Genomic DNA, 20,021 nt, shown 5'->3' on the forward strand with positions numbered 1-20,021 from the left:
GTGACGTTCTAGCCACTGGGCGCTATGCGCCCTGCCATTCCTGCATAACAATATGGGTGGTGACTTTAACGCTGTCAGGCAGCTGGCTATCAAGATCGTGGCGAATGTCATGCAGACGCTGCATATGGGGTAATTCAAGATACACCAGCAGGTCTACTTCGCCGCTGGTGCCGTGGCAATGTTTAACTTCCGGGTGTTGCAACAACACCTCGGCAATTGATGAGCACTGGTAGCCGCGCTGGCGAATCTCGAAATAGGCTTTTACCGCATTCGACGTATCCGTGCCCGATGGTGTGAGAACCTGATAGCCGAGAATATCCCCCTGCTCTTCCATCCGCTTTATCCGTTCGGAAACCGCCGAACGGGACAAATTTACCTGTTCGGCGATAGCGGAGACGCTCTGCCGGGCGTTCTGGCGCAGCGCTACGATTATTTTCTGATCAAATCCGTCCATCTGTTAATCCGTTCAGGCAAAGCGTTGGTAAGGGGCATAAAATCCGTCAGATTGAAATAGCAATGCGACACACTGTCGGCGGCATCGGCAGTACACTATCTCAACACACTAGCACACTAGAAATAACCAGGGCTCTATTCAGGATGACTAGGCTAAATCAAACAATCACCCGCTGGCAAGGGATGGGACTGATTGCCACTACCTTATTAGGTACCGGGGTATTTATACTACCGCAGCTGACCATCGCTGCAGCTGGTGACAAAGCCCCCTTGGCATGGGGTTTGTTACTGCTGGCAATCCTGCCCCTGGCACTGGTATTTGCCGAGCTGGGCCGCCGCTATACTCATGCTGCAGGCCCCGCGTATTTTGTCGAACAGGCGTACGGCAAAGTTGCCGGCCGGATTATCGGCCTGATGTTCCTGTTTGTGGTACCTCTGGGCGCACCGGCTGCGCTGATCATGACCTTTGAGTTTTTAAAGCCTCTTATTGCACTGACGCCACAACAGGCGGTTATCGGTGAACTGCTGGTCATTGCAGCGCTGTTCTTTGCCAACCGTCGTGGGCTGCAACTGTCTGGCAAGGTCCAGCTTGGCCTGACGCTGGCGATTCTGGCGGTAGTCGTGCTGATGCTGGGCGCGCTGTTTATCTCGCCACAACCGACGATGCCGGTACCTGTGTCGGTAAAGAGCGGCAGCGGTCATGATGTGCTGGCCGCCATCGGCCTGGCGATCTGGAGCTTTCTGGGCATTGAAGCCGTGACCCACCTGGCCTCTGAGTTCAAAGATGTAAAGCGGGATTTCATCCCAGCGATTCTGGGCGGTGTTACTCTGGTTGGACTGATCTTTATCTGTTGTACCTATCTATCTCTGCTGGCACCGTTTGACAGCCTGGCGATGGTGGGAGCATTTGAGCTGCTGCTGGGCGAGAGCGGCCGCTGGGTGATCGGGCTGCTGGGCCTGGTCTGCGGTATTGCGACGGTCAACGTTTACTTTGCCAGCCTTGCCCGGCTGGCCTGGAGTTTCAGCCATGATGGCGCTTTGCCGGCCTGTCTGAAGCCTCTTAACAAGCACAATGTGCCCGCCGCCGCGTTGCTTTCTTTCCTGCTGCTGTCAGCGTTGATTCTGGTTGCATGTTATCTGCTGGATCAGGATTTCCCGGCTATTGTACGCTGGGTGAACGGGGTGTTTGTACTGGTTTACGGCGCAGCGATGCTGGCCGCCTGGAAGCTATTGCCCCGGCGCTATCGCCCGGCAATTGCTGCAGGGCTGGCTGCTTGTTTCGTATTTGCTTACAGCTTGGGCAGCGCTACGGCCTACGCGCTTATTCTGGTCGTCGTGCTGGCCGGCTGGGTACTGGGACAGCGATATTGGCAGCTGCGTGAAGTGAGCGCCTGATCAGTTAGCTTGCCTAAAATTGCCACTGAGGTTTTTGCTTATTCTAGCAAGTATCGCTCGCGATACGTCTAGCCACCAGCAGGCGCGCTTGCGCGCCGTTCCAGCTACTCTCGCTCCGCGAGCCTAATCATTCTCTTGCAGGTCTTTTCGCAGATAGAGCGCACAAATTACCATGACAGCAAACATCGACAGCGGGAAACAAAGCAGGTCCATTTTTCAGTCCATTTTATCGGGGATCACCGATATTCGGAGCCCCCAGTCCTCGGGTCTTCGTGACCAACTACATGATTACCAGGATAATCTTGCACGCAGATAAGTATTTAACAAGTAAACTACTCCTTCGCCCCTTTATCCACAACCCTGACACTGTGATCCAGATCACAACTGCGTTCCAAAGTGGTGCACGCACCAAGACTCTTAATTATTCCTTTAAATTTGTTTTTCGCTCTTCGTTTTTTGCTTTCGACATTCGCTTTTTCTAGCAAGTATCGCTCGCGATACATCTAGCCACTAGCAGGTGCGCTTGCGCACCGTTCTAACTACTGAGCTTCTTTTCATACCCTACGACAATTATTTTCAACGCGGCAAGGATGAAAACAAGCCCCTGATTTATCTACATTTACGTGCCACATTTCACATAATGAAAAAATATCATCTTATTTGCACTTTCTTAGGTTTATTGATTCCACTATGATGAACTTTCAAAACTTAACCGCGGGGTCAGGTTCTTTGTAATACAAATAACCGGCCTTAGTAAGCTAACCAACCAGAGAATAATAATTATGGAGCAGGTTAACCAAGCAGCCGCTCAGCCTGGCAGCGGCAGCCTTTTAGATAGGGTGTTCAAGCTTTCAGCACACAAAACAACCACGAAAACCGAGATAATAGCGGGTCTTACGACATTCGTGACCATGTCTTACATCATGTTCCTTAACCCGATTATCATGTCGAAAACAGGTATGCCGTTTGATGGTTTATTCCTGGCGACCTGTATCGGTGCCGCGATTGCATGTATCTTCATGGGTGTCTATGCCAATTGGCCGATCGGTCTTGCACCGGGTATGGGCCTTAATGCATTCTTCACTTTCACCGTTGTTCTGGAGATGAACTACAGCTGGGAGATCGCACTGGGTGCGGTATTCTGGTCAGGTATTCTGTTTGTCCTGATGAGTGTCACCCGACTGCGCGAATGGATGCTGGAAAGTATTCCGTTGAGCCTGCGTCTGGCAATGACCGCCGGTGTCGGCCTGTTCCTGGGTTTCATCGGCCTGCGTTTCACCGGCCTGATCGTGCCTAACCCGGACAACGTTGTAGCCCTGGCTGACCTGACCCATTTCGGTTTCGGTAAGTTTGGTCCTGAGGCTCCGGCACTGGGTCTGTTAAGCTTCCTGCTGATCGCAATCCTGAGCTACCGCAAGGTGTTCGGTTCCGTGATCATCGGTATCGGCCTGACCACTGCGATCGCGTTCCTGATGTCTGCAGTACTGCCTTACGAGTTCTTCACTGTTAGTGTTGACTGGGCGCCGGCTTCCGGTTTTGTATCCTGGCCTGATGGTGGTCTGGTTGCCGTACCTGATTTTGCTGCGATCGAGCCTATTTTCCTGAAGCTGGATCTTATGGGAGCTCTTGATGTAGCCCTGATTCCGGTCATCATAACCTTCCTGTTTGTAAACATCTTTGATACTGCTGGTACTCTGATGGGTGTTGCCCAGCGGGCCAACCTGCAGGACGAAAACGGTAAGATCGAAGGCCTGAGCAAGTCTCTGAAAGCTGACTCTATCTCTTCTGTACTGGGTACTGCTTTCGGTTGCCCACCAGTAACCTCTTACGTCGAGTCTGCTGCAGGTGTATCCGTTGGTGGCCGTACTGGTCTGACTGCGGTCGTTATCGGTCTGATGTTCCTGCTGGGTCTGTTCCTGTTGCCGCTGGCGCAGATGCTGCCAGGCTTTGCTGTCGATGGCGCGCTGATCTATGTCGCTATGCTGATGATGGGTTCTCTGGCTGCGCTTGACTGGGAAGACATGACCGAGTTCGCACCGGCGATCATGACGACCATCATGATGCCGCTGACATTCTCTATTGCGAACGGTATCGCGGTTGGTTTCATTACCTACACTGCATTGAAACTGTTCACAGGTAAATCATCTCAGATCTCTAACGGTGTCTGGGCGCTGACTGCACTCTTTGTCGCGAAGTTTATCTTCCTGCCATAAGATTAAAACGAACCATTCAAAAGCCTTCCTTCGGGAAGGTTTTTTTCGTTGTGCCAAGCCAGACAGCTTACTCTTTGATTTCGTAACCAACAGCTTCTATTACAATCAGGTTGTGAACAACCTCTCTGAATTACACATCTAGTTAGCAGCGAAGCTGGGGTCTAACTTCCGAGAAGCGACGTTCTAGCCACGGCCCTTCCAATGCTTTCCGCTTTGGCGGGTTAAGGGTTTTGCTTCGCCAAAATCCTTAACAATCAAAAGGCGACCCCACCGTTGCCGAAACCCCTGAATCAAAACAACCTAACGCTTTTTCGGAACACACAGATTCGGCAAAAAGCGCGCCTCAGAACTGTGCTTGGCCTACGGCCATCCTAAGCAGGTTGTTCTGCTTCAGCGGCAACAAAGGGGGGAGTTCTGGTGCCAAATCCCTACACTGGTGGCTCTTACACAGCCCACAGCGAGACCTAACACAAGAACAGTTAAGAAGGCTCTTATGCTCTTTCTAGCTACTAGCTAGCTGAACTTGTTCAGCGGTCTGGCAGTCGCAAAGCGACGTTCTAGCCACTGTTGCGAAGCAATTCCGCAAACTGCCGCAACCATTCCGGATGCGCAGGCCAGGCGGGCGCAGTTACCAGCTTGCCATCGGTGATCGCGCTATCGATTCCTATCTCGACATACTCTGCACCAGCAGCCCTTACTTCGGGTGCGCAGGCTGGATAAGCCGAACACCTCTTACCTTCCAGCACTTTTGCAGCAGCCAGTAACTGAGCCCCATGGCAGATAGCTGCAACAGGCTTATCGGCGGTAAAGAAGTACTGCACCATTGCAATCACGTCCGGGTTTAAGCGCAGGTATTCCGGAGCCCGTCCGCCAGGGATCAACAGGGCATCGAATGTAGCGGGGGCGATACTGGCGAAGCTGCCGTTAAGGGTGAAATGGTGGCCTGGCTTTTCGCTATAGGTCTGATCGCCTTCAAAATCATGGATGGCGGTTTTTATGGTGTTACCCTCCGACTTATCGGGACACACTGCGGTGACCTGGTGGCCCATCGCCTGCAGGCATTGAAAAGGTACCATCACTTCGTAATCTTCGACAAAGTCTCCGGTAATAATCAGAACATGAGACATGACATACCTCCTGCTTATGTAATATCTGAAGTATATTGAAAGCATAGCCCTGACTTCTGATACTGCTGAACAGCTACAGGATTTTTTTCCTCGCACACTTTGCCTTTTCTCCTGAAGGAAAAGGCGGCATAGCTGTCTTTTCTCTCCCCTGGTAGAAAAGAATTCCCCTCTGCCTAATAATTAAGTGGTGGGGCTTTCTATTTGTCCCTACCGAGGATGGTGAACATGCAATCGGTACGACTTAATTCTCTCAGCCCTACTCCTACGGTGCTGGTGATAATGTTCCACGGGGTCGGGGCGAATCCTGAATCAATGCAACCCCTGGCCGAATACCTGAAATCGCAGTCGCAGGATATCGCTGCCAGCATTCCTGCCGGGTTTGATCAATCACCTTTTAATCCGGCTGGTTTTCAATGGTTTAGCATTAACGGGGTAACTGATAAGAATCGCCAGTCACGGGTCGATGCCGTAATGCAACGGTTCGACCAGCTGATCAGGGATGAAGCAAAACGATTTAATGTGGCGCTGAATCAAGTCATTTTGCTGGGTTTTTCACAAGGCGCAATTATGTCGCTGGAATGGTTTAAGCAAGCCGATCAGCCAATTGCCGGCATTGTTGCTATGTCGGGTCGCTTCGCTACTTTGCCTGAAATCCAAGAGCAGCCTGATAGCCAAGCGCGACCCGATAACCAGGCGCTGCAAACAACACAACCACTGCCTGTCACTCCTGTATGCCTTATTCACGGTGCAGACGACCTTGTTATTCCGACGTTACACTCTCAACAAAGTAACACCGCGCTACACGCCTGCAAGCATCAGGTTGAATTGCATCTGCTGCCGGGAACAGCACACCAGATAACTCAGACCGGGGCCGACCTGGCGTTCCGCTTCATCGTGCAACAGTTCCATTGAAGGTACTTACGTAGCGCTGGAATGGAATCTGGCAAAATAACAGTTAAGAAGGCCCTTATGCTTTTTCTAGTCACTAGCTAGCTGAACTTGCTCAGCGCTCGGGCAGTTGCAAAACGACGTTCTAGCTAGCAGCGAAGCTACTGTCTATCCTACCTGAAGCGACATTCTAGCCGCAGCCCTTACCATGCTTTCCGCTTTGGCGGGTCAAGGGTTTTGCTTCGCCAAAATGGGATCTGGAACCGTAACAGTTAAGAAGGTTCTTATGCTTTTTCTAGCCACTAGCTAGCTGAACTTGTTCAGCGGTCTGGCAGTCGCGCAGCGACGTTCTAGCGAGCAGCGAAGCTGCGGTCTGATATCCGCGTAGCGACGTTCTAGCCACTGTTCTATGCTATGCTCCGGCCCCTTTAAATTTATAACTGAACAACTCCGGATTTACTGCCTGTGGACTACGAATTTACCCGAGACCTGTGCGGCGATTATTGCGCTGAATTTTCGATGGGCCATGAAGCCCTGGGGTATTGGCTGAGCAATGAACTTGGCTGCCGCCAGTCAGTCATCGCTGAAATCTTCAGCGCGATTGAACAGCTGCAAAACCGACAATGCTGGGAATATACATTGGAAGGCGCAGAATATAATCTGCTGCTGACCCGTGATGATGCCACCATCCGTGCACACGGGCTGGATTCCGATTTTTCCGATGATGAACCGGAAGAGGAACTTGATTATTACGATCAGGAGTCAACCGCCAGCTGTGGCCTGGAAGACTTCATTGAAATACTCAATGGCTGGCAGGCTTTTATTGCCGGTTAGATCTGTCTGCATTAATTTTCCAGCACCTGACTTTCATCATTCAGCAACGCATTATGGTCACAATATAATCAGTCAGTAGTTGATTTTTGCACAGTATATTTAACAATGGCATATCGGTAGTTACTAGCAATTTAAGCAGCCTGAATACCGCTACGGAGCGGTATGGCAGTTGCTATTTTTTGAGGAAACCACAGTGTCTTTATTCATACAAAGAATTTTCCTTCTGGCTTTACTGACGTCACTGCCTTTTTCAGCTTCGGCCGGGCAGAAGCCAGTTGAGCTGTTTGCTATCGATTATCCGCCCTATACCATCGTCAACGGGCAGTCACAGGTCAGCGGTATCGATGTTGATATTGTCACGGCGGCCTTTGCCAGCGTAGGAGTTGAGGTGGCATTCAACACGGCACCCTGGGTAAGGATCAAGAAGAACCTTGAACATGGCTATGTGGCAGGCTATACCAGCTGTGCCCGGCGACCGGAGCGGGAAGCCTATATTCTGTTCAGCGATAAGGTCAGTGAAGCAAATCAGGTAGCGGTAATGGCGGTCGATACGGATGACCATAAACTGACAAATCTGGCGGACCTGCGCCATTATAAAGTCACCTCGATTGACGGCTGGGCGATTCAGAAAGAACTTGAAAGTAAAGCTATTGAACATGTAAAAGCCCCGGATATGGACAGCGCTATCCGCTCGGTGATCTTCCGGGATATCGATGTACTCTATAACGGCGAATTAACAACACGTTACAGGGCTCAACAGCTCGGCCTGCAGGATAAGATCAAGACCAAACGGTTTGCCGACAAGGCAAGCTCCTCTTTTTATCTTTGCCTGAGTAAGCTATACCCTGGTAACCCTGAACTGCTGGAACAATTTAATGCAGGCCTTAAACGCATTAAGGAATCCGGCGAATTTGATGCTATTTATGACAAGTACTTATAACGTGCTTTACGGTAAAATTGTCCGGGTTGACACTGGCCTGCAAGGACTAAGCTGATGGCTTTCAGATTCAGGAACCGGATTGCGTTTAAGCATGCACGAACGATTCTGCTGATCTCATTACTGTTGGGATTAATCTCCAGCAGCTGGCAAATTTATTTTGATCTGCAGTTAGAACAACAGAGTTTGCAGGCAAAGGTTGAACGGATAATTGCACTGCATAGAGACAGCGCAACCCGTGCCGTCTACAACCTTGATTCCGGGCAAGCGAAAGCGGTTACCGCTACGCTGATAAGCGATCCTATGATCTATCGTGCCAGCCTGACCGACGATTTCGGCGATCTACTCAGTGAAAACACCCGGGTGCCTTCTGAACAAACCACCCTGGCCACCATTGGCGGATACTTTTTCCGGGTAGAAAGCCATATTAATACCCCATTAAGTATTGCAACCTCTAAAGGGCTTTCCGCTCAGCTGCTTATCGATCTGGATACAACATTCATTGCAGCTAACTTTGCCCACCGGGCTGCTACCGGCCTGGGAGTGGGATTAATACACGGCATCATACTGGCTTGTATATTCCTGCTGCTGGTTTATCGCTATCTGTCACAACCGGTGTTGAATATCGCCAACTGGGTCAACCAACTCCGCCATAGCAGTGACTGCACCACGCTGCCCTATACTGAGCCGGATGAGATCGGTGATCTGGTCTCTAGTTTTGCCAATCTGTGGCATGAAAAAAAGCAGATGACCGATCAGTTGAATGGCACCATTCAGAACCTGTCAAAAAGCGAATACTTTTCCCGCTCTCTGATGGAGAATGCCGGCGACGCGATGTTTCTCTGCCTTCCCGACACGACTATTATTCAAGCCAACAATCAGGCTATTGAGACCCTTGGCGCGACCCGGGATAACCTGCCGGGACGAAAACTGGCAGACTTCAGCCAGAACTATTCTCTTGAGCAACTTCAGGATCTGTTTGCCAACATCGACGAAAAACAGGCCCGCACGTTTGAAGATGTACAGCTCGGTACGAATAGGCAGCCCCTGCCAATTGAGGCCAGAGGCATAAAGCTGACCCTTCAGGATACAAACTATATTCTAATCCTTGCCCGGGACATATCAGTACGTAAACAAGCTGAGCAGCAGATTTTCGAACTGGCTTTCTTTGATACCCTGACCGGACTGGCAAACAGAAGACTATTCCTGGATCGCCTGACTTCGTCTCTGGAACTTCACCATGCCAATCAAAATTATGGGGCTGTGCTGTATCTTGATCTGGACCGGTTCAAAACCATTAATGACTCCCTCGGGCACGGCATTGGCGATATGCTGCTCTGCGAATTATCTCAACGTTTGACCGAATTATTACCCGCAGAAAGCACTTGCGCCCGCTTCGGCGGCGATGAGTTTGTCGTGCTGTTACCGGAAGCAGGGGACTCAAGAGAATACTGTGCCGAAGCTGCCGCAAATATTGCTCTGCAGATTCTCGATCAGATGACAATTCCATTTGAGATTGATAATCACCTTCTCTACTGCACCACCAGTGTTGGTATAGCCGTATTCCCTGACAATAAAAATGGTGCATTGGATATCCTCCGTCACGCCGATACGGCCCTCTATCGCGCCAAGGCACTGGGCAGAAATGACTTCCAGTTCTACGATCCGGAAATGCAGTCTTCCGCACAGGAGCGGCTGGAAATTGAAAAAGGCTTGCATCAGGCACTTGAGAACAATGAGTTTGAACTCTGGTTTCAACCCCAGGTTGGTCCCGATAAACGGATGATCGGCGCCGAGGCTCTGCTACGCTGGCGTCACCCGGATAAAGGTATAATTTTTCCCGGCGACTTTGTTTCTATTGCAGAAGACAGTGGCCAGATAATAGAGATCGGTAACTGGGTGCTCGCCCAGGGGCTACAGCAACTCTCAAGCTGGCTTGAGCAAGGCTTGCCCGAATCATTCCGACGTCTGGCGATTAATATCAGTCCATTGCAGTTTATGCAGGTTGATTTTGTTGATCGGGTCTTCAGACTGATGAATGAAATCAAGATCCCCGGCCATATGCTCGAGCTGGAAATCACCGAGAATATGCTGCTCAATAATTTTGAGATTGCCAGTAACAAAATGAAGTTGCTTAAGCAGAGAGGGATCTCATTTGCGATCGATGATTTCGGCACTGGCTACTCATCACTCAAGTACCTGCGAAATCTGCCGCTGGATATCCTGAAGATCGATCGATCGTTTGTTACCCATCTCAGCCCTTCATCTGAAGAAGCGGCCATCGTTCAGGTTATCATTGCTACCGCAGACCGACTGGACCTGGTGGTCATCGCCGAGGGCGTAGAAACCCCTGAGGAAAGAGATACTCTGCTTGAACTGGGCTGTTATGTCTTTCAGGGTTACCTGTATTCCAAGCCAGTGCCCGCGACAGAGCTTTACAAAATGTTACAACAGGAAATTACAGTCGCTGAGCTCTGAATACATCCCTATATAACCTGGCGTTCCGGCCTCAATCGCCACCCTACGCTGCTACTTGTACAAATACTGGCAACAAAAAAGGAAGCCGCAGCTTCCTTCCATACAACGCTTTCACTCTTTTTGCTTTTGATTTTTCTAGCCACTAGCAGGAAGGTTTACCTTCCGTTCTAGCTAGCCGAACTTGTTCGGCGGTCTGGCCACTGTCCTTCCCTAGCTACTTATGTGCCGCCTTACCTTCAGGGTCATCCCTTCGCAGCCATAGACTTCGATACGGGTACCCGGCTCCAGTTCATCATCAGCTTCGACCTTCCAGAAAGTATCTCCGATCTGAATCCGCCCCTGACCATTTTCCAGAGCCTGCTCCAGCTTAAGACGACGACCGATCAGCTGCGCTGCCCGATCGTTCATCAACGGCTCTTCGGACTGGGTATTGAAATTGCGGAATAAGCGCCAGTAAAGCACGGTACAGATCATCCCTAGCAAAGCAAACCAAAGCAACTGATACTGCCAGGTCGAAACCAGATCAAGATAAGCCACTCCCGCCAGCGCCAGACTGGCAACCGCCAAACCGACGAGAAAACCGGACGCCCCCATAATCTCAAGAATCAGCAATACTACACCCAGGCTGAGCCAGTGCCAGTGGGTTAATGTGGAAAACCATTCAGCCATCAGAAAAGTCCTTAGGATTTAGTTTCTTTAAGCAACTCGGCAATACCGCCAACGGATCCAATCACGCTACTTGCTTCCAGTGGCATCAGCACAACTTTGCTGTTTTCACCGGCACCGATACTTTGTAGTGCTGCGGTGTATTTTTGCGCGACAAAATAGTTAAGCGCCTGCGGATTACCTTCGCTGATCGCTTCCGATACCACTTTGGTCGCCCGGGCTTCTGCCAGCGCTTCCCGTTCCCGAGCTTCAGCTTCGAGAATTGTCGCCTGCTTATTACCTTCGGCGCGCAGAATCTCACCCTGTTTATCACCCTCAGCCACTTTAATCGCAGCCTCACGCTGACCTTCGGCAACCAGTATCGCGGCCCGCTTATCACGCTCAGCTTTCATCTGGTTAGCCATCGATGCCACCAGATCAGCCGGCGGAGAGATATCACGAATTTCTATCCGGGTTACTTTAATACCCCAGGGATCGGTCGCTTCATCGACCTTACCTAACAGCTTGGTATTGATGGAATCACGATTGGAGAGCATCTCATCCAGCTCCATTGAACCTAACACCGCCCGGATATTAGTCATCACCAGGTTTTGCATCGCCCGGGGCAGATCATTGACTTCATAGCTGGCCTTACCGGCATCCAGTACCTGAAAGAAACAAACGGCATCGGTATTCACCATCGCGTTATCAGAGCTGATTACTTCCTGAGGCGGGACATCCAGTACCTGTTCCATCATATTTTTCTTGGAACCGATTTTATCGATAATCGGGATAATCAGATGTAATCCCGGCTGTAATGTTCCGGTAAAACGGCCAAACCGTTCAACCGTCCAGGCGTAACCCTGGGGTACCATTTTCACGCCGGCGAAGACCATCGCCAGAGCAAAAACTACAATCACTACAATCGCAATTTCAAAGCCGAACATATTTTTCATCCTTGTGTTTAAACCTGTTTAAGTAACGACCGGTTTGATTTTTAAACGAGATTTCAGTCTAGCACTTTTCTGGTTTCAGAGGCCTGGGAAGTCGCAATGCCTTATATTGCGCTACGATATCCTCCGCAGAAGTACTACCAACAGCGGACTCACGACGCTGACTCATGCGCTCATAATGGGCGATGGTTCGATCGAGATATTGTTGATGCTCAGTTTTTGACAGATCCCACATCCGCTTGCCGACCGGCGAGATAGGTTCCGCTTCGATATCCGTGGCGCTGCTTGCCAGATGCAGAACTTCATAACTCTGACGATTTTCATGGACCAGCTGTTCATCGATCAGACTTAAGCTAAGCTCTCTCAATGCCTGTCGTACTTTGTAATTGTGATATACCGGACAGAGAATAAATTCCAAACTTCGATCCGGATGCGCGCTGACCAGTGCCGTCACCAGATCGATTAACAGGTCTCCGCCAACACCGGCAATAATAACTAACGTTGAACCGTCCTTTGGAAGCGATAGCGCGGCGACATCCTGGCACTGAACCTGCCAGCTATTACGGGGATAACCTGTACCGTAAAGCCGCTCTAGCTGATCTTGCAGTTCAGCCATAATCGGCTCAACCACGTCGACGAAATGAACGGTATCAGCAATATTTCGTTGCAACAGGGCCTGACCTAAAAAGCCATGGTCACAGCAACAATCAAAAATGTGATTATAGTGGCGGGTGACCATCCGGTCGATCTGCTGTAAACGCTGGCTCTGTTTCAATCAGGGAACTCTCAATAATGCGGTGACTTTCTGGCGGTCCTGTTTCAGGCGTTTAAATGCTGTCCGCTTAAGCGCAGCATCCTTCTCCTGCAAGCTGTGCTTAAGATGCAGGGCCTGCTTCTGCAGATCATCATAACATTGAAACAGGGATTCAAGCTGGTGTCGGTAGATATAGGCTTTATTCCGATGCAGCACCTGCTGATAAAACGCCTTCTGTTCAATATAGCGGGGCGTCCACTGCTGATTACGATAATCGATAAAACCTGAAGCATCACCGGTCTTTTCAAACTCAGAAAATCTCTGTTGCAACTGTTCCGAAGTTAGCAGGTAATCACTAACCATAGACTGAACAAATGCCTTCTGATTTTCTTGACTGAGGGAAATTATCTCTTTTTTAACTTCAATCAGAGGCTCTTGCTCCTGACTACAGCCAACCATTAACAGACTGATAAACAAACTACTCAACAAAAGCGCTTTTGATACGAGCTTGTGTTTCACAACGATCCCGGCAGTAACCAACCAGGAGTTTGCTGTTAGCTGTTTATCCATAGCGCTGTTCCTTCAGAATTAGTGGCTGCAAATAATATATCGCAGTCAGTAATACATCGGGGAAACCAGCACCTTATTCTGGGTAGCAAAAATTCAGCGACTGAAACAGTCTGTGTAAATCAGCTTTTTAACGCGGTAAAAATTTCGTTGATCAGTGTCTCGACATCGCCCGGCTCCTGGCTGGAGCGCAGATAGGTGCGCAGGCCTATCAGCTGCACCTGGAGATATTTTGCCAAAAGCTGTGGATCTTTATGGGCCGGTATCTCACCAACTTTTTGCGCCTGTTCCAGCAAAGCAGCAAAACGCTGCTCGTTTTTTTTCATCAGGGCCTGACTCTGTTGCAGCAGCTCCGGATGAGTTTCCGTTATCTCAGCAACCGTTTTCACCAGCATACACATATCGCTGGGGGCGCTATCCCTTCGTTCGATGACGACACAGCGGATATAAGCCTGCAGACCAGCGAGAGACGATCCTTCCTGGGTAACCTTTTCCTGTAACAGGCTAGCCATGGTCACGGAGTAATGCTGTAAAGATTCTTTGAATAAGCCCTCTTTACTGCCAAACGCGGCATAAATACTGCCAGGGCGCATATCGACCGCTTGCTGAAGGTCTCTGGTTGAGGTGCCATTAAAGCCCTGACGCCAGAACAGTTTCATCGCGCGGTCTACGACATCTTCACGGTCATACTTCGCTACGTTCGCCATCAACACTTCCTATCAACATCTCTATCAAACCAGTACAGACACCAACCTGAACAACTGCTCAAATTTTAACTTGAACAGCTGATCAAGTTCAAGTAGTCTAAAATTATTGAACGATCGATCAAGTTATATTTTATAAGCTTAGCATTCTGAAAACTGATCTATTCAGGAACGCGGTTTAACAATTGATGAGGGCGTTATGAACAACCTGACAGTACACACAATGGCAACAGCCCCGGAAGCAAGTAAGCCATTGCTGGAAAACTCAATCAAAAACTTCGGTTCTATACCTAGCCTGCATGGAGTGATGGCTGAATCGCCAGCGGTGCTTGAAGCCTATCAGATGCTGCATAAGTGGTTTCAGGAGACCTCCTTCAACGCCGACGAGCTGACCGTAGTCTGGCAGACCATCAATGTCGAACACAACTGTCACTACTGTGTACCGGCACACGCCGCTATCGCAAAGATGATGAAAGTGGATGATGCCCTGACCGCGGCCCTACGCCACGGTGAGCCGATGCCAACTGCAAAACTGCAGGCGCTGCACGATATGACACTGTTGCTGGTGCGTAATCGCGGCCTGGTGGATGAAGCCGAAGTACAAAAATTCTACGCTGCCGGCTATAGCCAGAAAGAACTGCTGGAAATAATTCTCGGCATGGCGCAGAAAGTGATGAGCAACTACATCAACCACCTGGCGGATACCCCGATCGATGAACGGTTTGCCGCGTTTGTAGAGTAGCTCGGTTAAAGTTTGCGTGCGGCCAGCGGCCCCTTTGGTTCCCCCACTGCCGTTGGTTGCACCTCATTTTAAAAAACGCCGAAGGGCGTTTTTTAAAATGAGGTGGCTAGACCGCAAAGCAGAGCTTTGCTAGCTAGAACGTGACGCAAGCGTCACTGCTAGTGGCTAGAAAAAGCATTCCCGCTGCGCGGGAACAAAAAACCGCCTGCTGGCGATTTTTATATTTCAGGATTACTTCTCTCTGTTTTGGCTTTTGATTTTTCTAGCAGTCGCATAGTGACGATCTGCTCTTTTTGTGGGAGCGACGCCTCGTCGCGATAACCAAATTAAAAAATCGCCGCGAGGGCGCGCCTCCCACGTCAAGGTATGAGCTATGCCACTGAAGAATGTATTTTTACACAGCCTCTGCTGGCGTTTTTTATATTTCAGGATTACTTCTTTCTGTTTTGGCTTTTGACTTTGCTTCTGCTTTTTCTAGCCACTAGCAGGAAGGTTTACCTTCCGTTCTAGCAAGTCGCGCAGCGACGTTCTAGCCACTGTTTTTTTCTAGCTAGCAGCGAAGCTGCGGTCTGGTTTCCGTGCTGCGTAGTTCTAGCTGCTGCTTATTCTTTTCAGGCTTTATTTATGTTGCTGGTATAAAATGACGAGCCGGTATTGTTAACTAATGAAATTCACACTGGATAATCAATATCAAGCGTAATGATTATTACGACAATCTAAAGTAAAGCTAAGGAAAAGGATTTCTGAATGAAGCTATATTCAAATCGCGCAATACAACTGGCGCTGCTGTTTTTACTTAGCCAAAATATCGCCTTTGCATCATCGGATGGCGAAGTGTTTCATAACCAGTGGAACGAAACCCGGGTCTATTACAAGGACTGGCTAACCGTTTGTAAAAAACGCGGTGAAGACACTTGCCGGATGGTGACCTACGCGGGTAAAAAAGAGCCCAGCGGTTTTTCCACCAGCTCGCTGACGCTCTTTCCGGCGCAAGCAGGTAAACCTGCATTTATTGAATTCTTTGACCGTGGCGCACCATCCCCACCGCTTCGCGGCATCACCATACAGATTGATGATCGGCAGTTTCATCTTTCTAACAAAGAAACCCTTCAAAAGACTACACCTCTGGGCGATAAGATTCTGGAAACCTATGCGATCAACAGCGCTAAAGTTGAAAAAATCATCACCGCCATGCGTGACGGTCGCTGGCTGTTCCTGACCTATGACCGGGGTAATCAGGTTAAAACCATTCGCTTTTCTCTGCTCGGCGTGACCCACAGTGCGGCGTTTATTCAGGCTATTAAAGAGCAGTAGCTAGACCGCCGAACAAGTTCGCCTCGCTAGAACGCGGCTTCAGCATCTACAACTAGTGGCTAGAAAAAGCATTCCCGCTCTGCTGGAACAAAAAACCGCCTGCTGGCGTTTTTTAATTTTCTAGCTTCAGACTTACGCCTTTTGACTTTGCATTTGATTTTTCTAGCCACTAGCTAGCTAAACTTGTTTAGCGATCTAGCAAGTCGCGTAGCGACGTTCTAGCCACTGTTTTTTTTTCTAGCTACTGCTTTTTAAGACCCATCGCTGTCCGAAGGCTGTGTATATTTCTGCAGCAGATCCACCGGCAGCGGAAACACGATAGTATTGCTGTGTTCGCCGGCAATCTCTGTCAACGTCTGCAGGTATCTGAGCTGCAGCGCCTGGGGTTGATGCGCCAGAATTTTCGCCGCCTCACTGAGTTTCTCTGCCGCTTCCTGCTCACCTAGCGCGTGAATGACTTTAGCCCGTCGTTCACGTTCAGATTCGGCTTGTTTTGCAATCGCCCGGATCATCGATTCGTTGAGGTCCACATGCTTGATCTCAACATTACTGACTTTTATGCCCCAGATATCGGTTTGCTGATCCAGAATCGTTTGTATATCGCTATTTAGCTCTTCGCGGGAGGCCAGCATATCATCCAGCTCATGCTGACCCAGCACAGAACGCAAGGTCGTCTGAGCCAGCTGGCTGGTCGCATCATGGAAGTTTTCGACATTGATAATGGCTTTCTGCGAGTCCACCACCCGGTAATAGACTACCGCATTAACCATCACCGATACGTTATCCCTGGAGATTACGTCCTGGGTCGGCACATCCATCACCACAGTACGGATATCAACCCGCACCATTTGCTGAATCAACGGTATAACGATGATCAGGCCAGGCCCTTTAACCCGGTAAAAGCGGCCTAACAGAAAGATCACACCCCGCTCATATTCCCGCAGGATTCGGAAGATACTGACTATCAGCAGTATCATCAGCATGATCGACGCCAGCGTTATATAGTAAGTAATCATCAGGATCTCCCTTCGATTGCATTGACGCTCAGTATCAAGCCGTCGACAGCAGTAATAGTCACAGTTTCACCCCGTTTTACCGGAGCTGGCGAGCAGGCATTCCAGATTTCACCGTTAATCATCACCCGGCCTTCACTGACAAAGTCTTCAATGGCAACGGCTTCATCACCGATCATGGTCTGCACCCCGCTAACCACAGCACTGCGTCGTGCTCTGATCGCCATTCCCAGAACAAAGACAGAGAGACCAGCAGTCAGCAGAGTAAACATAGCGATAACTGGAATGGCGATCTGATAGGCGGGGAGTTCGGTATCCATCAGCATGATAGAGCCCACCACAAAAGCGATGGCACCACCGATACCTAACACGCCAATACTGGGCGTCAGCGCTTCAACCGACATCAGCGCTACACCCAGAAGGATCAATCCCAATCCGGTATAACTGATCGGCAAAAGCTGTAACGCATACAAACCGATTAACAGACAGATTCCCCCTACCACACCGGGCAAACCGAACCCCGGGTTATAGAATTCAAGTAACAGACCATAGAATCCGATCATCATAAGAATGTAAGCAACATTGGGATTAGTAATCACCAACAGAAACTGGTTACGCCAATCCGGCTGCACCGCAAACAAGGTCGCCTCAGCAGTTGCTATTGTGTAATCCCGGTTCTTAACCTGTACGACCCGGCCATCCAGCTGCTGCAGCAAGTGCTCCATATCATTGGCGATGAGATCGATCACTTTCAGCTCCAGCGCTTTACCCGAATCCAGGCTGGCAGCATCCCGCACCGCTTTCTCTGCCCAATCAGCATTTCGCCCGTGCAGCTCTGCCAAACCACGGATATAGGCCACCGCATCATTCATAATTTTGCGTTGCATGGTCGTCGCCTGCTCAATGACCTCCTCCCGACGTTTTTTATCATCGCCGGAAAGTGGCTTCTGAGACGGCGTTATTCCCGGCGCTCCGATCTGCACCGGACTGGCGGCACCAAGGTTTGTTGCCGGTGCCATAGCGGCGACATGGCTGGCATAAAGAATAAAGGTCCCGGCACTCGCTGCACGGGCACCCGAAGGGGAGACATAGGTCACGACAGGAATTGGCGAGGCGATAATCTGCTGGATCATGCTGCGCATCGATTTATCAAGGCCGCCGGGAGTATCCAGCTCAATCACTAATAACTCAGCGCCACCGGTGACGGCCTTTTCAAGGGTTCGAACCACCAGGTCACTACTGGCAGGACCAATTGCTCCGACCAGCGTCAGGCTCCAGACCTGGAGCCCATTTGATTCAGGATTGTCTGCCGGTTCCTCACTCTGCGCCGCCGATGTACTCCATAACAGCAGGCCAATTCCTAATAGCAGCAGCAACCAGAACAGATGAAACAGTGCGTTGTTGCGAGTAGACATAGAGACCGATCTTCAGTTAACCACGCCGGAGATCAAAATAATGACCCCGACCTGTTAAGCATAGCAGGGCAGACTGTTTTAGTTTTCGGGCCTCATCTCAGCCTCCGCGATACAGGGAGCTGCAATAACAGGCATAGCTGGAAAGACAGTTTTAGCTTTCTGAACCTAATCTCAGCCTCAGAAATACAGGGAACGGCAATAACGGATCAAATCAACAAAATGGGCAGTTAATACTATGATTCCAGTCAAATGATCCCCCCCTACGCGTTGTATCACTCGCATATGATCCTACTATTTAGATTCAGCATAAAAACAACTACAGGAAATTATCGCTATGGAATCATTCCACTGGGATGAAGGATTTCTGACGGGGATTGCCGACGTCGATGATCAGCATCATCATCTGGTCAACGTAATCAACAAATTCGGTAATCTGGTCGCCCATGATGAAGGCGCTTCGATGGACGCCATCAACATGGTGTTTAAAGAGCTGACCGATTATACCTACCATCATTTTTCTGAAGAGGAAGCTTTTATGGAAGCTTCCGGAATCGATCCACGTCATCTGGAACCCCATAAAGAGGCTCACCGACAGTTCATCAGCGATGTTATTCAGCTGCATGATTCGATAGTTCCGGGTGACGCGAAAAGTGGCGAGCAGGTAATGAAGTTTCTCACCCACTGGCTGGCCTACCACATTCTCGGGACCGACAAAGGGATGTCACGGCAGATCAGCTCTATCAAAGCCGGCATACTACCCGCTCAGGCGTTCGATAATGAGCAACAGGAGAACAAAGCGTCTACCGAGCCTTTATTAGCCGCACTGCATGGGCTGTTCCAACAAGTATCGGCCCGCAACAAAGAACTGTCTGAACTGAATCGTTCGCTGGAACAACGGGTTGCAGACCGAACCAAAGATCTGGCTGAAGCTAATACTAAACTCGAGTATATAGCCCTCACCGATGTCCTGACCGGACTGCCCAACAGACGCTTCGCTCTGGAAATCTTCGCTAAAGAGTGGCAACGCAGTAGCGACCGGGACAACCCGATCAGCTGCATGATGATTGATGCCGATGGATTCAAGCAGATCAACGATACTTATGGCCACGACGCCGGCGATGAAGTGCTGCGCCAACTATCCCAGATGCTCAGGGACTCGGTACGCAGTGATGACTTTACAGCTCGACTTGGCGGTGATGAATTTCTGATAATCTGCCCAGGCACCGACCTGAAAGGAGCGCTTCTGGTCGCTGAACAGATACGTGCTTCTGTCGATGCGATGCGGGTTCCGGCGGGGACTGATGGTGTCTGGAAAGGCAGCATCAGTATTGGCGTTGCCAGCCGTAATGGTGCAATGAATGGCCCCGACGATCTGATTAAAGCAGCTGATAATGGCGTCTATCTGGCTAAAGAAGCAGGCCGGAACTGTGTGCGCCACACTCATGTGATGTAGCTATTCCAGGTTCAGGCTCAATAAAGGAAATAAGGCAGCCGACTGAGACAACAGTGCCTTGAAAAGGATAGTGGATAGAACGCGGCTGCGCCGCTTGCTAGATCGTGACGCAAACGTCACTGCTAGTGGCTAGAAA

The 20,021-nt window shown here is 50.0% G+C and carries 18 protein-coding genes; 9 read left to right on the forward strand and 9 right to left on the reverse strand.

Features of this window, described 5'->3' with window-relative positions; genetic code table 11:
- Nucleotides 1-22 precede the first annotated feature (22 nt).
- On the reverse strand, nt 23-454 hold the full coding sequence (locus tag ACQUQM_RS15830; RefSeq protein WP_432470848.1) for an Lrp/AsnC family transcriptional regulator: 432 nt from the start codon (nt 452-454) through the stop codon (nt 23-25).
- Nucleotides 455-597: 143 nt separating this feature from the next.
- On the opposite strand from ACQUQM_RS15830, the gene yjeH reads away from it, so the two are divergent.
- Together yjeH and ACQUQM_RS15840 are read left to right on the forward strand one after the other, a co-directional pair.
- Complete coding sequence (gene yjeH, locus ACQUQM_RS15835) at nt 598-1,848, forward strand: L-methionine/branched-chain amino acid transporter (protein WP_432470849.1); 1,251 nt, start codon at nt 598-600, stop codon at nt 1,846-1,848.
- 782 nt (nt 1,849-2,630) lie between these two features.
- Nucleotides 2,631-4,061 (forward strand): NCS2 family permease, encoded by a 1,431-nt coding sequence (locus tag ACQUQM_RS15840; protein ID WP_432470850.1) that lies wholly within the window; start codon nt 2,631-2,633, stop codon nt 4,059-4,061.
- Between the two features lie 557 nt (nt 4,062-4,618).
- Here ACQUQM_RS15840 and ACQUQM_RS15845 read toward each other — a convergent pair.
- Nucleotides 4,619-5,188: a DJ-1/PfpI family protein gene (locus tag ACQUQM_RS15845; protein WP_432470851.1), complete on the reverse strand. Its 570-nt coding sequence runs from the start codon at nt 5,186-5,188 to the stop codon at nt 4,619-4,621.
- A gap of 225 nt (nt 5,189-5,413) precedes the next feature.
- Between ACQUQM_RS15845 and ACQUQM_RS15850 the strand changes: the two genes are divergently transcribed.
- The 4 genes from ACQUQM_RS15850 (at nt 5,414) to ACQUQM_RS15865 (ending at nt 10,325) form a co-directional block, all read left to right on the forward strand.
- Nucleotides 5,414-6,100: an alpha/beta hydrolase gene (locus tag ACQUQM_RS15850; RefSeq protein ID WP_432470852.1), complete on the forward strand. Its 687-nt coding sequence runs from the start codon at nt 5,414-5,416 to the stop codon at nt 6,098-6,100.
- 441 nt (nt 6,101-6,541) lie between these two features.
- Complete coding sequence (locus ACQUQM_RS15855; RefSeq protein WP_432470853.1) at nt 6,542-6,910, forward strand: YacL family protein; 369 nt, start codon at nt 6,542-6,544, stop codon at nt 6,908-6,910.
- Between the two features lie 193 nt (nt 6,911-7,103).
- Nucleotides 7,104-7,850: a substrate-binding periplasmic protein gene (locus ACQUQM_RS15860; protein WP_432470854.1), complete on the forward strand. Its 747-nt coding sequence runs from the start codon at nt 7,104-7,106 to the stop codon at nt 7,848-7,850.
- Between the two features lie 54 nt (nt 7,851-7,904).
- The gene (locus ACQUQM_RS15865) at nt 7,905-10,325 is read left to right on the forward strand and encodes a putative bifunctional diguanylate cyclase/phosphodiesterase (protein WP_432470855.1); all 2,421 of its coding nucleotides are present in this window, start codon (nt 7,905-7,907) and stop codon (nt 10,323-10,325) included.
- Between the two features lie 210 nt (nt 10,326-10,535).
- Here the strand turns inward: ACQUQM_RS15865 and ACQUQM_RS15870 are convergent, their stop codons facing one another.
- The 5 genes from ACQUQM_RS15870 to ACQUQM_RS15890 form a co-directional block, all read right to left on the reverse strand.
- Nucleotides 10,536-10,994, reverse strand: a complete 459-nt coding sequence (locus ACQUQM_RS15870; protein ID WP_432470856.1) for an NfeD family protein — start codon at nt 10,992-10,994, stop codon at nt 10,536-10,538.
- An 11-nt stretch (nt 10,995-11,005) separates the two neighbouring features.
- The gene (locus ACQUQM_RS15875; RefSeq protein ID WP_432470857.1) at nt 11,006-11,917 is read right to left on the reverse strand and encodes an SPFH domain-containing protein; all 912 of its coding nucleotides are present in this window, start codon (nt 11,915-11,917) and stop codon (nt 11,006-11,008) included.
- 67 nt (nt 11,918-11,984) lie between these two features.
- Entirely contained in the window at nt 11,985-12,698 is a 714-nt protein-coding gene (locus ACQUQM_RS15880) for a tRNA (adenine(22)-N(1))-methyltransferase (protein ID WP_432470858.1), read from the reverse strand.
- Complete coding sequence (locus ACQUQM_RS15885; protein WP_432470859.1) at nt 12,699-13,247, reverse strand: hypothetical protein; 549 nt, start codon at nt 13,245-13,247, stop codon at nt 12,699-12,701.
- Between the two features lie 119 nt (nt 13,248-13,366).
- Nucleotides 13,367-13,951, reverse strand: a complete 585-nt coding sequence (locus ACQUQM_RS15890) for a TetR/AcrR family transcriptional regulator (protein ID WP_432470860.1) — start codon at nt 13,949-13,951, stop codon at nt 13,367-13,369.
- Between the two features lie 196 nt (nt 13,952-14,147).
- On the opposite strand from ACQUQM_RS15890, the gene ACQUQM_RS15895 reads away from it, so the two are divergent.
- Together ACQUQM_RS15895 and ACQUQM_RS15900 are read left to right on the forward strand one after the other, a co-directional pair.
- On the forward strand, nt 14,148-14,690 hold the full coding sequence (locus tag ACQUQM_RS15895; protein WP_432470861.1) for a carboxymuconolactone decarboxylase family protein: 543 nt from the start codon (nt 14,148-14,150) through the stop codon (nt 14,688-14,690).
- 747 nt (nt 14,691-15,437) lie between these two features.
- The gene (locus ACQUQM_RS15900) at nt 15,438-16,004 is read left to right on the forward strand and encodes a hypothetical protein (protein ID WP_432470862.1); all 567 of its coding nucleotides are present in this window, start codon (nt 15,438-15,440) and stop codon (nt 16,002-16,004) included.
- A 251-nt stretch (nt 16,005-16,255) separates the two neighbouring features.
- On the opposite strand, the gene ACQUQM_RS15905 is transcribed toward ACQUQM_RS15900, so the two are convergent.
- Together ACQUQM_RS15905 and ACQUQM_RS15910 are read right to left on the reverse strand one after the other, a co-directional pair.
- Nucleotides 16,256-17,020, reverse strand: coding sequence for a slipin family protein (locus ACQUQM_RS15905; RefSeq protein ID WP_432470863.1), 765 nt, complete (start codon nt 17,018-17,020; stop codon nt 16,256-16,258).
- On the reverse strand, nt 17,020-18,432 hold the full coding sequence (locus ACQUQM_RS15910) for an NfeD family protein (protein ID WP_432470864.1): 1,413 nt from the start codon (nt 18,430-18,432) through the stop codon (nt 17,020-17,022). The genes ACQUQM_RS15905 and ACQUQM_RS15910 overlap by 1 nt, the downstream gene beginning before the upstream one ends.
- A 334-nt stretch (nt 18,433-18,766) precedes the next feature.
- Here ACQUQM_RS15910 and ACQUQM_RS15915 point away from each other — a divergent pair, with 334 nt between their 5' ends.
- Nucleotides 18,767-19,885 (forward strand): GGDEF domain-containing protein, encoded by a 1,119-nt coding sequence (locus tag ACQUQM_RS15915; protein WP_432470865.1) that lies wholly within the window; start codon nt 18,767-18,769, stop codon nt 19,883-19,885.
- The last annotated feature ends 136 nt before the right edge of the window (nt 19,886-20,021 follow it).

Source organism: Amphritea sp. HPY (assembly GCF_050870985.1).
Taxonomy (GTDB): Bacteria; Pseudomonadota; Gammaproteobacteria; order Pseudomonadales; family Balneatricaceae; genus Amphritea.